The organism is Amycolatopsis sp. NPDC024027 (assembly GCF_040638975.1).
Lineage (GTDB): Bacteria > Actinomycetota > Actinomycetes > Mycobacteriales > Pseudonocardiaceae > Amycolatopsis.
Genome location: NZ_JBEZYY010000018.1, coordinates 15,144 through 28,665, shown reverse-complemented (window position 1 = coordinate 28,665; position 13,522 = coordinate 15,144). Strand labels below are relative to the sequence as shown.

At 71.5% G+C, this 13,522-nt stretch carries 11 protein-coding genes; 5 read left to right on the top strand and 6 right to left on the bottom strand.

The genetic code is table 11. The features are described 5' to 3' along the window. Positions 1 to 7: 7 nt before the first annotated feature. Entirely contained in the window at positions 8 to 838 is an 831-nt protein-coding gene (locus AB0F52_RS35185; protein WP_360180367.1) for an LLM class F420-dependent oxidoreductase, read from the bottom strand. Between the two features lie 76 nt (positions 839 to 914). Between AB0F52_RS35185 and AB0F52_RS35180 the strand changes: the two genes are divergently transcribed. Continuing rightward, complete coding sequence (locus AB0F52_RS35180) at positions 915 to 1,610, top strand: class I SAM-dependent methyltransferase (protein ID WP_360180365.1); 696 nt, start codon at positions 915 to 917, stop codon at positions 1,608 to 1,610. On the opposite strand, the gene icmF is transcribed toward AB0F52_RS35180, so the two are convergent. Then, positions 1,607 to 4,840, bottom strand: coding sequence for a fused isobutyryl-CoA mutase/GTPase IcmF (icmF, locus tag AB0F52_RS35175; RefSeq protein ID WP_360180363.1), 3,234 nt, complete (start codon positions 4,838 to 4,840; stop codon positions 1,607 to 1,609). The genes AB0F52_RS35180 and icmF overlap by 4 nt on opposite strands. A 138-nt stretch (positions 4,841 to 4,978) precedes the next feature. On the opposite strand from icmF, the gene AB0F52_RS35170 reads away from it, so the two are divergent. The 4 genes from AB0F52_RS35170 to AB0F52_RS35155 all read left to right on the top strand — a co-directional run bounded on the left by AB0F52_RS35170 (position 4,979) and on the right by AB0F52_RS35155 (position 7,050). Further along, positions 4,979 to 5,314, top strand: coding sequence for a metalloregulator ArsR/SmtB family transcription factor (locus AB0F52_RS35170; protein WP_103342913.1), 336 nt, complete (start codon positions 4,979 to 4,981; stop codon positions 5,312 to 5,314). Further along, a complete protein-coding gene (locus AB0F52_RS35165; RefSeq protein ID WP_360180361.1) occupies positions 5,307 to 5,747 on the top strand; it encodes an SRPBCC domain-containing protein in 441 nt (146 codons plus the stop codon). The genes AB0F52_RS35170 and AB0F52_RS35165 overlap by 8 nt, the downstream gene beginning before the upstream one ends. Beyond that, positions 5,744 to 6,394, top strand: a complete 651-nt coding sequence (locus AB0F52_RS35160; protein ID WP_360180359.1) for a DUF899 domain-containing protein — start codon at positions 5,744 to 5,746, stop codon at positions 6,392 to 6,394. The genes AB0F52_RS35165 and AB0F52_RS35160 overlap by 4 nt, the downstream gene beginning before the upstream one ends. Before the next feature lie 95 nt (positions 6,395 to 6,489). Further along, the gene (locus AB0F52_RS35155) at positions 6,490 to 7,050 is read left to right on the top strand and encodes a dihydrofolate reductase family protein (protein ID WP_360180357.1); all 561 of its coding nucleotides are present in this window, start codon (positions 6,490 to 6,492) and stop codon (positions 7,048 to 7,050) included. Between the two features lie 39 nt (positions 7,051 to 7,089). Here the strand turns inward: AB0F52_RS35155 and AB0F52_RS35150 are convergent, their stop codons facing one another. Genes AB0F52_RS35150 through AB0F52_RS35135 form a run of 4 tightly spaced genes read right to left on the bottom strand, consistent with a single transcriptional unit; the run spans position 7,090 to position 12,901 of the window. After that, positions 7,090 to 7,653, bottom strand: coding sequence for an ATP/GTP-binding protein (locus AB0F52_RS35150; protein ID WP_013224365.1), 564 nt, complete (start codon positions 7,651 to 7,653; stop codon positions 7,090 to 7,092). A 28-nt stretch (positions 7,654 to 7,681) separates the two neighbouring features. Then, a complete protein-coding gene (locus tag AB0F52_RS35145) occupies positions 7,682 to 8,398 on the bottom strand; it encodes a DUF742 domain-containing protein (RefSeq protein WP_233226201.1) in 717 nt (238 codons plus the stop codon). A 7-nt stretch (positions 8,399 to 8,405) separates the two neighbouring features. Continuing rightward, on the bottom strand, positions 8,406 to 8,858 hold the full coding sequence (locus AB0F52_RS35140) for a roadblock/LC7 domain-containing protein (RefSeq protein ID WP_004561253.1): 453 nt from the start codon (positions 8,856 to 8,858) through the stop codon (positions 8,406 to 8,408). Beyond that, positions 8,855 to 12,901 carry a nitrate- and nitrite sensing domain-containing protein gene (locus tag AB0F52_RS35135; RefSeq protein ID WP_360180698.1) on the bottom strand — a complete coding sequence of 1,349 codons (4,047 nt, stop codon included), beginning with the start codon at positions 12,899 to 12,901 and terminating at the stop codon, positions 8,855 to 8,857. The genes AB0F52_RS35140 and AB0F52_RS35135 overlap by 4 nt, the downstream gene beginning before the upstream one ends. Positions 12,902 to 13,522 lie beyond the last annotated feature (621 nt).

Below are 13,522 nucleotides of genomic sequence, written 5' to 3'. Positions count from 1 at the left end.
CGCCGCCTCAGCGGTGCGCGGCGGCCACCTCGGCCAGCTCGTCGAGGGCCTTGAGCGTCTCCGCTTCCGGCAGCGTGTCCAGCAGGAACGTGTACCGCTCGACGCCGGCCTCGCGGAAGCCGTCGATCACCTTCGGCGTCGTCGGGCCGCCGAACACCGCGAACTGCACGTCTTCGCGGCCCTGCTCCGCCAGCCATCGACGGACGCGCTGCGCCTCCTGGTACTTCGTGTAGCCCCGGAGCAGCCAGCCGTCACCGTACTTGGCCAGGCGGTTCAGGGCGGCTTCGCTCTCGCCGCCGATGTAGATCGGGACGTGCGGCTTCTGCACCGGCTTCGGCCAGCTGAAGATCGGGTCGAGGTCGATGTGCTCGCCGTGGAACTCGGCCTCGTCCTTGGTCCAGATCTCCTTGAGCGCGGACAGCTGCTCGTCGATCAGCGCGCCGCGCGTCTTCGGGTCGGTGCCGTGGTTGCGCATCTCTTCCCGGTTCCAGCCGACGCCGACGCCGAACAGCGCGCGGCCGTCCGAGATCACGTCCAGCGACGCGACCTCCTTGGCCGTGTGGATCAGGTCGCGCTGGATCAGCAGGGCGATCCCGGTGCCGAGCAGCAGCTCCGACGTCGCGGTGGCCGCGGCGGCGAGCGCCACGAACGGGTCGAGCGTGCGGTAGTAGACGCGGGGCAGGTCGCCGCCGCCCGGGTACGGGCTTTCGCGGCTCACCGGGATGTGCGAGTGCTCGGCGAGGAACAGCGAGTCGAAGCCGCGCTCTTCCAGCGCCGCACCCAGCACGTCCGGGCGGATGCCCTCGTCGGTCACGAACGTCGAAATTCCGAATTTCATGCTCAAGGACTACCACCGGGTTGACAAGGGGTGCACGATGGAGGCATCTCATCACACGTTGAATAAGGGGGCAGTCATGGACGTGCAGGACATCGACTTCGAAGAGCTGTACCAGGGCGCCACCCCGATCGGCCGCAAGATGCCGTGGGATCTCGGCGCGCCGCAGCCCGCGGTCATCGCGCTGGCCGACGCCGGCGAGTTCACCGGCGAGGTGCTCGACATCGGGTGCGGCCTCGGCGACAACTCGGCGTTCCTCGCCTCCCGTGGCGTGCACGTCACCGGCCTGGACGGGGCACCGTCGGCGGTCGAGCAGGCCCGCACGCGCGCCGCGGCGAAGGGCCTCGACATCGAGTTCGCCGTCGCCGACGCGACGAAGCTCGAAGGCTACGAAGGCCGCTTCGACACGGTCCTCGACAGCGCGCTCTACCACTGCCTGACCGAGGACGACCGCCGCGCGTACCTGGCGGCGCTGACCCGGGCGACCCGCCCGGGCGCGACGCTGCACCTGTTCTGCTTCTCGGAGGACGTTCCGGACGGCTTCCCGGCGCCCTACCTGATCAGTGAGGCGAACCTGCGCGAGACGGTCGGCAAGGACTGGACGATCGAGCGTCTCGAGCCGGCCGTCTACACGACGTCGATGACGGCGGAAGAGCTGCGGCAGAGCGTCCGGGTCGTGCTCGGCGCGGAGCCGGGCGGCCTGACCGGGATGGACACCGACGCGGACGGCCGGGTCCTGGTTCCGGTCTGGCGGCTGAAGGCGGTCCGGAGCTAGACGTTGCGGCGGTACTGCCCGCCGACCTCGAAGAACGCCTCGGTGATCTGACCGAGCGAGCACACCCGCGCGGCATCCATCAGCACGCCGAACAGGTTGCCGCCGCGGGTGGCCGCCTCGCGGAGGGCCTTCAACGCCTGCTGGGCCTCCTCGTGGTGGCGGTGCTGGAAGTCCGCGAGCCGGTCCAGCTGGGACTTCTTCTCGTCCTCCGTCGCGCGGGCCAGCTCGACCTCGACGTTGTCCTCACCGGAGTGCGGGTTGCGGAACGTGTTGACGCCGATGATCGGCAGCGAGCCGTCGTGCTTCTTGCGCTCGTAGAGGATCGACTCGTCCTGGATCTTGCCGCGCTGGTAGCCCGTCTCCATCGCGCCGAGGACGCCGCCGCGCTCGCTGATCCGGTCGAACTCGGCCAGCACCGCCTCCTCGACCAGGTCGGTCAGCTCGTCGATGACGAAGGAACCCTGCAGCGGGTTCTCGTTCTTCGACAGGCCCCACTCCTTGTTGATGATCATCTGGATGGCCATCGCGCGGCGCACCGACGACTCCGACGGCGTCGTGATCGCCTCGTCGAACGCGTTGGTGTGCAAGGAGTTCGCGTTGTCGTACAGCGCGCACAGCGCCTGCAGCGTGGTGCGGATGTCGTTGAAGCTCATCTCCTGCGCGTGCAGCGACCGGCCGGACGTCTGCACGTGGTACTTCAGCTTCTGCGACCGCTCGTTCGCGCCGTAGCGCTCGCGCATCGCCACCGCCCAGATCCGCCGGGCCACCCGGCCGAGCACCGAGTACTCCGCGTCCATGCCGTTGGAGAAGAAGAACGACAGGTTCGGCGCGAAGTCGTCGATGTCCATGCCGCGGGCCAGGTACGACTCGACGTAGGTGAAGCCGTTGGACAGCGTGAACGCCAGCTGCGAGATCGGGTTCGCCCCGGCCTCGGCGATGTGGTAGCCGGAGATCGACACCGAGTAGAAGTTCCGCACGCCGTGCTCGATGAACCACTCCTGGATGTCGGCCATCATCCGGAGGCTGAACTCGGTCGAGAAGATGCAGGTGTTCTGGCCCTGGTCCTCCTTGAGGATGTCGGCCTGCACCGTGCCCCGGACGGTGCGCAGCACCCACTCGCGCAGCTCGGCGGCTTCGGCCTCGGACGGCTCGCGGCCGTGCTCGTCGCGGAACTCCGTCAGCTTCTGGTCGATCGCCGTGTTGAGGAAGAAGGCCAGGATCGTCGGCGCCGGGCCGTTGATGGTCATCGACACCGACGTGTTCGGCGCGGTCAGGTCGAAGCCGTCGTAGAGGACCTTCATGTCCTCGAGCGTCGCGATGGACACCCCCGACGTGCCGACCTTGCCGTAGATGTCGGGGCGGGTGTCGGGGTCGTGGCCGTAGAGCGTCACCGAGTCGAAGGCCGTGGAGAGCCGCTTGGCCTCCGAGTCCGCCGAAAGCAGCTTGAACCGGCGGTTGGTGCGGAACGCGTCGCCTTCGCCGGCGAACATCCGCGCCGGGTCCTCGCCGTCGCGCTTGAACGGGAAGACACCCGCGGTGTACGGGAAGTAACCCGGCAGGTTCTCGCGGCGCAGGAACGACAGCAGCTCACCGGATTCGGCGTAGCGGGGCAGGGCGACGCGCGGGATCCGGTTGCCCGACAGCGTGTCGCGCCACAGCTGCGTGCGCAGCTCCTTGTCGCGGATCTTCACGACGAGCTCGTCCTGGCGGTATTCCTCGGCGAGCGAGCGGAACCGTTCGAGGAGCTTTGTCGACTCCCCGTCCACTTCGGACTCGGCGGCGGCGAGCAGGCCGTCCAGCGCATCGGTCGAGGCGTCCACCTTGGCCAGTTCGGCGCGCGCCAGCGCCAGCGCCTCGCGCTTGCGGATCGCGGCGACCTGCGCTTGCGTCTTCGCGTGGTAACCGCGGAGGGTCTCGGAAATCTCGGCCAGGTACCGGGACCGGTTGCCCGGGATGATCGTCGAGGCGTCCGTCGAGACCTTGCCCTCGACCCGCGGCAGCGTCCCCGCGGACACGCCGAGGCCCCGCTCGGCGAGCATCCCCCGCAGGTGCTGGTACAGCGCGGTGACGCCGTCGTCGTTGAACTTCGCCGCGCTCGTGCCGTACACCGGCATGTCGTCCGGCCCCGACGAGAAGGCCTCGCGGTTGCGCACCAGCTGGCGCGCGACGTCGCGGCGGGCGTCCTCGGCGCCGCGGCGCTCGAACTTGTTGATCGCGACGACGTCGGCGAAGTCGAGCATGTCGATCTTCTCCAGCTGCGACGCGGCGCCGAACTCCGGCGTCATCACGTACAGCGACTCGTCCACGAAGTCGACGATCCCGGCGTCACCCTGGCCGATGCCCGGCGTCTCGACGATCACCAGGTCGAAGCCGGCGGCCTTGCAGGCCAGGATCGACTCGCTCAGCCCGGCCGGGATCTCCCCGGACGTCGTGCGCGTGGCCAGCGAACGGAAGTACACCGGCGAGCCGTCCAGGCAGTTCATCCGGATGCGGTCGCCGAGCAGCGCGCCGCCGCCCTTGCGCCGTGACGGGTCGACGGCGAGCACCGCGATCCGCAGCTTGTCCTCCTGGTCCAGGCGGAACCGGCGGATCAGCTCGTCGGTGAGCGACGACTTGCCCGAGCCGCCGGTGCCGGTGATGCCGAGCACCGGTACCTCGCGCTTGCCCGCGGCCTCGGTGATGCCGCCCAGCAGGTCGTCGGGCAGCTGCCCGGCCTGCAGCTGGGTGATGACGCGCGAGAGCGCGGCGACGTCGCCGGAGAGCACTTTGTCCAGCGAAGGGGCTTCGGCCGCGAGGTCGACGTCGCAGGCCTTGATCATCAAGTTGATCATGCCCGGCAGGCCCATCTCGTAGCCGTCTTCGGGCGAGAAGATGCGGGCGACGCCGCGCGAGTGCAGCAGCTCGATCTCCTCGCGCACGATCACCCCGCCCCCGCCGCCGAAGACCTTGATGTGGCCGGCGCCGCGCTCGCGCAGCAGCTCGACGAGGTAGGAGAAGTACTCGACGTGCCCGCCCTGGTACGCCGAGATGGCGACCCCCTGGACGTCCTCGGCGATGGCCGCGGTGGCGACCTCGTCGACCGACCGGTTGTGACCGAGGTGGACGACCTCCGCGCCCTGCGACTGCAGGATCCGCCGCATGATGTTGATCGACGCGTCGTGGCCGTCGAAGAGGCTCGACGCCGTGACGAACCGGACGGGGTGCGCGGGGCGGTACAGCTCGCTGGTCATCCCTCCAAAATACTTTGACTTCCTACTATTGGAAACCCGAGGTCCGGTGACGCGGCTCTCAGGGCACCGCGGAAGAACCTTGACACCGGCCTGCTCGGCGCTATATTTAACGAGTTCGTTAATTAACAGGATGGTGAAATGACCGATACGTTGAGCCGGACGTTCTCGGCCCTCGCCGACCCGACCCGGCGCGCCATCCTCGCGCGTCTGTCGGCCGGCGAAGCGACGGTGAACGAGCTCGCCGAACCACTCCCGATGACCCTGCCCGCGGTGTCCCGGCACCTGAAGGTGCTGGAGGAGGCCGGGCTGATCACCCGCGGCCGCACCCGCCAGTGGCGGCCCTGCCGGCTGGAGGCCAAGCCCCTGGAAGGCGTCGCCGACTGGGTCGCGACCTACCGCCGGTTCTGGGACGGCGGGTTCGACCGCCTCGAAGAGCACCTGCGGACCCTGACCGGCGGGCCCGGCGATGCCTGACCTGACCATCACGCGCGTGTTCGACGCGCCCCGCGAACTGGTCTTCACCGCGTGGACCGATCCGGACCGGCTGGCGAGCTGGCTGGGGCCGCACGGCTTCACCGGCTCCGCCGTCACCCTCGCCACCCGGCCCGGCGGGGCCTGGCGGGCGTGCATCCGCTCCCCCGAGGGCGACGAGCACTGGATGCACGGCGTCTACCGCGAGATCACCGCCCCCGAACGGCTCGTGTTCACCTTCGCCTGGGACACCGAAGGCGACCTGCGCACCGAGACCCTCGTGACGATCGGCTTCGCCGACCTCGGCGGCAAGACCGAGATGACCTTCGTCCAGACCGGTTTCCCGACCGCCGCCGACCGCGACGGCCACGACGAGGGCTGGACGTCGGCCTTCGAGGACCTGACCGGCTTCATCCAAGGAAAGGACGCCCGATGACCGCCACCTTGCCCCCGATCGTCTCGCCCGAAGAGTGGCAGGCCGCGCGAGACGCGCTGCTCGTCAAGGAGAAGGAGCTCATGAAGGCCGCCGACCACCTGGCCGCCGAACGCCGCCGGCTGCCGATGGTGCCCTTCCCGAAGGCCTACGAGTTCGACTCGGCCGGCGGCAAGAAGAGCCTGCTCGACCTGTTCGACGGCCGCCGCCAGCTGATCGTCTACCACTTCATGCTGCACCCGGGCGACGAGGCGGGCTGCCCCGGCTGTTCCCTGGTCGTCGACAACCTGCCGCACCTGGCGCACCTGCACGCCCGGGACGTCACGCTCACCGTCGTCGCGCCCGCCACCCTCGCCGAGATCGACCGGTACCGGACGCGCATGGGCTGGGACGTGCCGTGGGTGTCCGCGCACGGCAGCCGCTTCACCGAGGACTGCGGCGTCGGGGCGGGCTTCGGCGTCAGCGTCTTCCTCCGCGACGGCGACGACGTGTACCGGACCTACTTCACCTCCGGCCGGGGCGGCGAGACGTTCATGGCGTCGCACCGCTACCTCGACATCACGCCGCTGGGGCGCCAGGAGGCGTGGGAGGAGGAGAGCCGCGGCGACGACGCTCCCAGCTCGTGGTGGCGCCGGCACGACGAGTACTGAACTTTATTTCGCCCGCCGTGTCCGGTCCGCGTCCGCGGCTCCGACCTCCTGGTGTCAGACCCCGACAGTGTCTGACACCGACAGAGGAGACGGAAATGCGCGAGATCGGCTACCTGGTCCACACTTCGCTCGACGGCTGCGTCGAGGGCCCGGACGGCGAATTCGACTGGCCGGCCATGGGCCCGGAGCTCTCGGCCTACGCGGAGGCGCTGAGCGCGCGCTGCGGCGAGTTCGCCTACGGGCGGAAGGTCTGGGACATGATGTCGGCGTACTGGCCGGACGCCGAATCGATCTCGGACCACCCGCACGACATCGCGTTCGCGCCCGTCTGGCGGGAGACGCCGAAGGTCGTCTTCTCGCGGACGCTGGAGAAGGCGGACTGGAACACCCGCGTCTTCGGCGGTGACCTGGGCGCGGCGGTGGCGTCCCTGAAGGACGAACCGGGCGAGGACCTGCTGCTCATGGGCGGCGCGGAGCTGGCCGCCGAGCTCACCGCCCGGGGCCTGATCGACGAGTACCACGTGTTCGTGCACCCGGTCGTCCTCGGCGGCGGCAAGCGCCCGTTCGCCGAGGGCACCGCGCGGCTCGGCCTGGAGCTGGTGGAGTCGCGCACCTTCGACGGCCAGGTCGTGCTGCTGCGCTTCCGCCGCGCGTGACCGGTGCCGGGCCCGGGCGCGGCCCGGGCCCCGACGGCGTCAGCGGGCGTTGGCCGCCCGCAGCGCGATCCACTGCCGCATGGCGTACTCGACCAGTGTGATCAGCGTCTGCTTGGTCGACTCGCGATCCCGCGCGTCACAGCGGACGATCGGGATGTTCGGGTCGATCGACAGCGCCTCGCGGACGTCGTTGATGTCGTGCTCCAGCACGCCGTCGAACGTGTTGACGCCGACGATGTACGGCAGGCCCCGGTCTTCGAAGAAGTCGATCGGGGCGAACGAGTCGGCCAGCCGCCGCGTGTCGGCCAGCACCACCGCGCCGATGGCGCCGCGGACGAGGTCGTCCCACATGAACCAGAACCGCTGCTGCCCGGGCGTGCCGAACAGGTAGAGGATCAGGTCCGCGTCCAGCGACACCCGGCCGAAGTCCATCGCCACCGTGGTCGTCGACTTGTTCGGGGTGTGGTCGAGGTTGTCGACGCCGACGCTGGCGTCGGTCATCATCGCCTCGGTGGTCAGCGGCACGATCTCCGAGACCGACCCGACGAAGGTCGTCTTCCCCGCACCGAAGCCGCCAGCCACCACGATCTTGGCGGATGTCATGGTCGGGGGCGCGGTGTCCCGCGGTGCCTTAAAGCCGACGGAGTCCACTCAAAACCCTTTCCATCAACACCAGATGTGCCTCGGCGCCGTCATTGCCCGTAATCGTCTTGTGCACCGTGACCAGCCCCGCGTCGGCCGCGTCGCTGATCAGCACCCGGGCCACCCCCAGAGGAACCCGCAGCGCCGAAACGATCTCGGCGACCGAACGGGGGGTCCGGCACTCTTCCATGATCGAGATGCACTCGATCTGCTCCGCGGCCACTTCGGGGAAGCCACCGGTGGCAGCGTAGTCCTTCGCGGAGATCAGTGTCTCCAGCTCCAGGGCGTAGTTCGCCCGGGTGCGGCCTCCGGTCAGCGCGTAGGGCCGGACGATCGCCGTCAGCTCCTCGGGCGCGGGCGGCTGCTCGAACACCGCGGGCATCACGAATTCGCCGCTGGGCGGGCCCGGGTCGAACAAACCGCCTGGCCTGGGGCTGTCCCCGTCGGTACTGCCGGGTGGAGAGACTAAAGAGGTCACACGATCTCCTTGGTCGGCCGACGGCGCGGGCGCCGGCGGATCCGCGGCCGCGTGCGCACCGGCGGCCGGGGGTTGCGGGGACTCCTTGCTCTTCTTGCGCTTCCGGCGGGCACGGCCGGAATCCAGCGTGAACCCGTTGAGGACGTCGGCGAACGTGCCGTCGTCCCCACGCCCGGCGGGGCTGCGCCCCGCGGGTGGTTCGCCGTCGAATCCGGACCCCGTGCTCATCGCGCCATCATCCCACCGGTTCGCCGATCAGCGACCCCCCGGAGCCCTGAAGCTGAGCGCGCAGCTCCGGGGTGAGGATCTGACCGACCCGGTCGACGAGCATCGTCATCTCGTAGGCGACCTGCCCGATGTCGCAGTTGGGGGCGGCGAGCACGGCCAGGCAGGAGCCGTCGCTGATCGACATCAGCACCATGATTCCCAGCTCCATCTCGACGACGGTCTCGTTGACCGCGCCGGCTTCGAAGCAGCGGGCCGCGCCCTGGGTGAGGCTGACCAGCCCGGAAGCGACCGCGGCGAGCTGGTCGGCCCGGTCGAGCGGAAGCCGGTTCGACGCGGTCAGCAGCAAGCCGTCCGCCGAGACGACCACGGCGTGGGCCACCCCGGGCACCCGCTCCGCGAAGTCGTTCACCAGCCAGCCGAACTGGTTCTGCGTCGGCTGAGCGCTACTCGGCGAGGTCATTCACCCTCCAAGGTCTCGTGGTTGGTCTCGGCCGCCTGTGCGGTGCGGTGGCGTCCGCGCTCGATGCCCTGCTGGAAACTCCGCAGGCGGCCGCGCACGTCGTGTGCGTCCCGTTGTGGTCGGGGGGCCGAGGCCCCGGTGGACGGTCCGGCGCTGCCCGGAAGCAACTGCTCCCCGCGACGGCGCCGGGGCAATCCTGCCGAAGTGAATGTGGGGGGTGTCGACTGGGACACCGCTTGCACCGCCCGCCAGCCGTCGTCCGTGCCGAAATTCCACTCGGCGGTGGCTTCGACGGCGGTCTCTTCGCGACGCGGAGCAGGCGTCTCCGGGGCTTTCCGGCTGGGCAGCGAGGACGGCGGCACGGCGGGCCGGCCGTTGGCGACGGGCAGCTGCCCGGAGTCCCGGAAGACGGCCGGGTCAGGCCCCGGACGAGGCCGGCTCGGCTGCGGCAGGGGCACGGACCGCTGCGGGAGCTTGACGGCGGCCCGGCTGGGCTGCGGGAGCTGGGGACGGGCGCTTTGGTCCGGAGCGGGGGCGGCCGGTCGCGAGTCCTCGGCGGGCGGCTGGTGGGGCGGTTGGTGGGTCGGCTGCGTCCCGTCCGCGAAGATGTCGCCTTGCAGCTTCGGCTGAGATGGGGTGTCGGACTGCTCAGGTTGCTCGGGTGCCTCGGGCTGCGAACCCGCCGGGGCTTGCTGGGCCGCCGCGGCCGGAGCGTCGCCCGGCTGCCGCGCTGCTCCGGGCTGCCCGAACATCTCCGGCGCGGCCTCTGGGGAATCCGCACCCGGCCCGGCACCCGGCGAACCGGCCCGCCGAGCCGCGCCCGGCTGCGCGAACATCTCCGGCGCGGCCTGCGCCGAACCCGCTTCCGGCCCGGCAGCACCCTGCTGAACCACGCCCGGCTGCCGGAACATCTCCGGCGCGGCCTCTGCGGCATCCGCACCCGGCCCGGCACCCGGCGAACCAGCCCGCCGAGCCGCGCCCGGCTGCGCGAACATCTCCGGCGCGGCCTGCGCCGAACCCGCCTCCGGCCCGGCAGCACCCGGCGAACCAGCCCGCTGAGCCGCGTTCCCCTGCCCGGCCTCGTCCGGCGTGCCTTGCACCGGGCCGGAACTCTGCTGGGCCGCGGCCTGCTGAGCCGCGGCCTGCTGGGCCGCCGCTGCGTGCGCCGCGTCCTGAGCCGTCCCCAATCCCTGCACCGCCGGTGAAGCCGGGGCCGGCTGGGTCGCGCGCTGCTGGCCCCCTCGCGGCCGCTGGGCGGCGGCCTGGCGGCGGCCACGGGTCACGCCCTGCTGGAAGCTGCTCAGCCGCCCCCGCACGTCGGCCGGGTCGCGGACCGGGAGGTCCGGGCCCGCCGGGGCCGGCTTGGGGGTCGCCGCCGGGCCTGAGGGAGTTGCGCTGCCCGGCAGCAACTGCTCGCCGCGGCGGCGGCGCGGGAGGCCCGCCTCGGTGAACGCCGTCGGCTCGGCCTTCGTCCGCTCCTGGACCGTGCGGAAGTTCTCGTCGCTCGCGAAGTCCCAGCTCCGGCGCTCCTCCGGCGGCGCCTCCGCCGAAGCGGCCGGTTCGTCCTCGGGCGCCGGCTTGTCCTCGCGGAACCACGCCGACAGCATCTCGTCGAAGATCGGCGTCGTCTCCGAGCGGTCCGGCGCCGGGGCCGGCGGGGGCGGCTCGGAGCCCGCCGTCGCCTCCTGCCACCAGTCGCTGAGTGTCGTTTCGTTGGCCGTGAACAGGTCCTTGCCCGCCGGGAGGTCGTCGCCGCGCGGCGGCTGTCCCTGCGGCAGCGGCAGCACCGCGGGCACCTGCGGCAGGGCCGGGCGCTGCGGCGGGACGTCGTCGTCCTTCTCGATGGGCGCGAACAGCGCCGTGCCGGAGATCTCCAGGTCCGACGGCGGGCGCACGCCGGACAGCCCGGCGAGATCGCTCGCCGACGGCCACCGCTCCTCGCCCATCGCCGGCTGCTGCGGCACCACCGGCCGCGGGCGGGCCGCGCCGTTGACCGGCCGGCGCGGCAGCTGGTTGCCCGCCGCCGGGCTCGCCGGGTGCTGCTGCAGGGCGCCGATCGGGCCGGTCGCCGGGCCGTCGGTCACCGGCATCACCAGCTCCGCCGGGACCACGACCGTGGCGCGGACGCCGACGATGTCCTTGCCGCCGTGCAGCGACACCCCGATCCGGTGCCGGCTGGCCAGCCGGCCGACGACGAACAGGCCCATCCGGCGCGACGTCACCAGGTCGACCGACCCGGCCTCGGTCAGCCGGGTGTTCGCCTCGATGACCTCGCACTCGGTCATCCCGATGCCCTTGTCCAGGATGTCGATGTGGAGCGAGCCGTCCTCGCCCAGCCGCGAGGCCACGGTCACCGTGGTCTCCGGCGCGGAGAACGCCGTGGCGTTGTCCAGCAGCTCGGCGACCAGGCGCATCAGATCGCTCGCCGCGTAGCCGACGATCCGGGCCGGGGGCGGCGGCTGCACCTGGACCCGCTGGTACTGCTCGATCTCCGACACCGCGGCGCGGAGCATGTCGGTGGTGCCGACCGGCTTCCCGGACCGGCGGCCCGGCTCGGCGCCGGAGAGCACCATCAGGTTCTCGTTGTTGCGCCGCATCCGGGTGGCGAGGTGGTCGAGCTGGAACAGCGTCGCCAGCTGGTCGGCGTCCTCTTCGTCCCGCTCGAGCTGCTCGATCAGCTGCAGCTGCCGCTGCACCAGGCTCTGGCTGCGCCGCGAAAGGTTGACGAAGACACTGCCGTAGCCGGTCCGCATCGCGGCCTGCTCGGTGGCCAGCCGCAGCGCCTGGTGGTGCACCTTGTCGAAGGCGCGCGCCACCTCGCCGACCTCGTCGTCGGTGTGCACCGGGACCGGCCGGACGTCGGTGCCCTGCGCGCGGCCCTCCTGGATGTTGCGGACCGCCTCCGGCAGCGCGGTCTCGGCGACGTCGAGGGCGCTGCGGCGCAGCACCTTCAGCGAGCGCAGCAGCTGGCGGGTGATGAGGAAGACGACCGCGACGGCCAGCACCATCGCGGCGAACAGCAGCACCGCGAGCAGGCCGGCACCGCTGCTGGACTCGTCGACCAGGTCCGCCGCCGTCCGCGCCGCCGACGCGCCGAGCCGGTCGGCGACCGAGCCGATCTGCGTGCGCATCGCCGCGGAGGCGGCGGTCCAGTCCGCGGCCGGCAGCGCGCGGAACGCGTCGTCCACCGCGCCGCTCTGCGCGTTCAGCACCGTCTCGACCATCCGGGCCCGGCTCTGCGCCTGCGTGCCTTCGGCGATCGCCGCGAAGTCGCGCTGCAGCGTGTCGCCCGCGGCGGAGCGGAAGTCGACGAGCCGGTCGGCGAGCCGCAGCTCGGCGGCGCGCAGGGTGGCCAGCTCGCTCGGCGTCAGGCCCGCGCGGCCGATGCCGTAGGAGACGAGGGCCTGGCTGAGCGACACCTGCTCGCCGGCGACCAGCAGTTCGTGCAGCCCGGCGGGCAGGCCGCCGAGGGTGCCGTCACCGGCGCCCGCGGTGGCCGCGGTGTCGAGGCTGATGAGCGACCCGGTGAGGGCGGAGTACGCCGTGATGGCCTGGCCGGGGTCGAGCTGACCGCCGTCGACCTGACGGCGCAGGAAAGCGAGGTTGCCGACCTGCGCGGAGGCCGTGCCGGCGGCGCCGGACACGCCGGGTTCGGCTTGGGCGGCGCGAGCCTGCTCCGCGGCGAAGGGGCCGGTGGCGGCGTCGGTGGCCTTGCGCGCCGCGGCCAGCTCGGGGGTGCCGCCGACGGTGCCCGCGGTCAGCATCGCCGAGGTGACCGTGCGTTCCTGCTGGAGGGCGGTGGTGAGCGAGCGCACGCCGCCGCCGAGCGCGACGAGCCGGTCGAGCCGCTGGTACTCGTCCGAGCGGCCGACCTGCGCGGCGATCGTCGCGATGCCCAGCACGAGCGCGAGGACGATGGGCACGACCGTGACGGCCGAAAGCTTGACGGGCAGGCTCCAGTCGCGCCACTGCACGAGCGCGCGCCACACGGCCTTTCCCTTGGACCGCCGGGGCGCTCGGCCGAGCAACTCCCCGACGGGCACCTGACCTTCTCCTGCAACGGTCACGTGAGTGACTCCCTGTCCGGCGTCATGGATCCGCGTCGGCGGCGCGGCGTCCCGGCTCGCGACGGGCCGCCGGACGGCCGTGCCGCCCCCGCCCTGCCGCTTCCCCGGCGCCCTCGCTCGTCCCCGGCCGCCCCGCCGTCCGCGCGCCCGTCGCCGGGCAGGCGCCGCCTCGTCGCCTCGCGCCCGGGACCCTGCTGCCCGGGACTATGCACGTGCACGTCGCAACTTGCGTTGTGCACGGTGATCGAGATCAACTTTATCGGTGCCAATCGATCGCTGCGGTCAGCTGGGCCAAAGAATCGTACCCCCGATGCCGTGCCGGTCAATTGTGTTCCCCACTCGGGCGCTGACCTGCGAAAAGCGCTTTCGCGACCGGACACCGGCCAGGACATTTCGCCTCACCGCCCCCGAAGAGGGAATTCCGGTTACCGGACGCGGGGCCCCGCCACATCCGGCCATCACCCGATTAGCCCAGGCAGGGTAGCAGTATCCCTCGGTCGATCTACACTGCGTACCACCAACGGGTGGGTCAAGTCTCAAGATGTGCCCAATGTTGTGGCGTTCCGCGTTCCCCGGCCCCGACCCGGTGATTTCTTT